3 protein-coding genes and 1 pseudogene are annotated in these 1,091 nt (G+C 70.8%); 3 read left to right on the top strand and 1 reads right to left on the bottom strand.

Annotated features, from left to right (window positions below; all coding sequences use genetic code 11):
* From ACFHPP_RS31130 to ACFHPP_RS31120, 3 genes and pseudogenes are all read left to right on the top strand, one after another.
* Positions 1-211: pseudogene (locus ACFHPP_RS31130) on the top strand (hypothetical protein); the annotation flags it as partial.
* Positions 212-277: 66 nt separating this feature from the next.
* Positions 278-568: a hypothetical protein gene (locus ACFHPP_RS31125; RefSeq protein ID WP_437167096.1), complete on the top strand. Its 291-nt coding sequence runs from the start codon at positions 278-280 to the stop codon at positions 566-568.
* A gap of 57 nt (positions 569-625) precedes the next feature.
* Complete coding sequence (locus ACFHPP_RS31120) at positions 626-955, top strand: Clp protease N-terminal domain-containing protein (protein WP_437167097.1); 330 nt, start codon at positions 626-628, stop codon at positions 953-955.
* On the opposite strand, the gene ACFHPP_RS31115 is transcribed toward ACFHPP_RS31120, so the two are convergent.
* Positions 892-1,091, bottom strand: a 200-nt coding sequence (locus tag ACFHPP_RS31115; protein ID WP_437167095.1) for a hypothetical protein, incomplete at its 5' end; no start/stop codon positions are given. The genes ACFHPP_RS31120 and ACFHPP_RS31115 overlap by 64 nt on opposite strands.

Raw genomic sequence — 1,091 nt, 5'->3', positions numbered from 1 at the left:
CCAGGACCGGCTCGACGGCCTGGACTGCGGCGCCAGCAACTACCTCATCAAGCCGATCCGCATCGCCGACCTGCTGGTGCGTCTGCGAGCCCAGCTACCAGCGTTCGACGCTGCGGCCGCTGTCGCTGCCCACTCTTGCCACGACCGCCCAGCAGCGCGGCGACGCACGGCCATAGCCCTCGCCTCCAGGCCCCCCGGCCTGCGCACCTGAGCCTGCCACGCCTTCGTCGTGACGCACTGTGGCCGCCGCCCCACGGCACGCCCTATATGCGCCGGCATGACCCTCCCAGACGACCCGCCGCCTTCAAAGCCCAAGCTGACCGCCGAGGCGCGCCGCGCCTATGACGCTGAGCGGCTGAAGATCATCCGCCTCCGCATCCTGATCGGCCGGGCGCTGAGCGAACGAGGTCTGACCACACCCGCCACGATTGGCGCCGCAATCGAGATTCCGGCCGGCGAGGCCCTCGCCCTGCTGAGCCGGAAGCAGCGGCGCGAGGGCGATCTCGCCCTGCTCGAAGCGGTGGCAAGCCGGCTCGGCATTCCTGACGCGCCTGTCAGCACAAGGTAGGATCAGTGGAGGCCCTGCTGCCTCGGGAGTTCGCGCTTCACTCCGGTTCACCCTCCCCTGCCCGGTTCCGGCAACGCTCCTCTCCCCGAAAGCCCAGAGGACCGACACGATGCTGTCCCGAACACTGGAGCGGACCTCCACGCCGCGCTCGAACTCGCCAGCCTCCTGCGGCACGAGTACGCCACCCTGGAGCGCCTCCTCGTCGCGCTCATCGACGACACGGATGCCGCAGCGGCGCTCCGGGCCAGCGGCGCAGACCCGCAGGCCCTCCGCCAGGATCTGACCAAGTTTCTCCAGCACGGCCTGCAGGAACTGATCACCGGCTACCCGGGCGATCCGAAGCCCACGGCGGGCTTCCAGCGCACGGTGCAGCGGGCGAGGCCATGACCACCTGGTACGGCGGGCCGTTCGACCCGGCCGACATCGACGCAGAGCGCATCAACACCCGCCTCGCAGCCATCGCACGCCGCCGCCAGCGCGGCAGAACTCCCGGACGCGCCTGACCAGCCGCAGTCGCCACTGC

Origin of the sequence: Falsiroseomonas sp. E2-1-a20 (assembly GCF_051433195.1) — a bacterium.
In the GTDB taxonomy this organism is placed as follows: domain Bacteria; phylum Pseudomonadota; class Alphaproteobacteria; order Acetobacterales; family Acetobacteraceae; genus Falsiroseomonas.
Note: the sequence above shows the minus strand (reverse complement) of the source record. Positions and strands in the feature narration are given on the sequence as shown.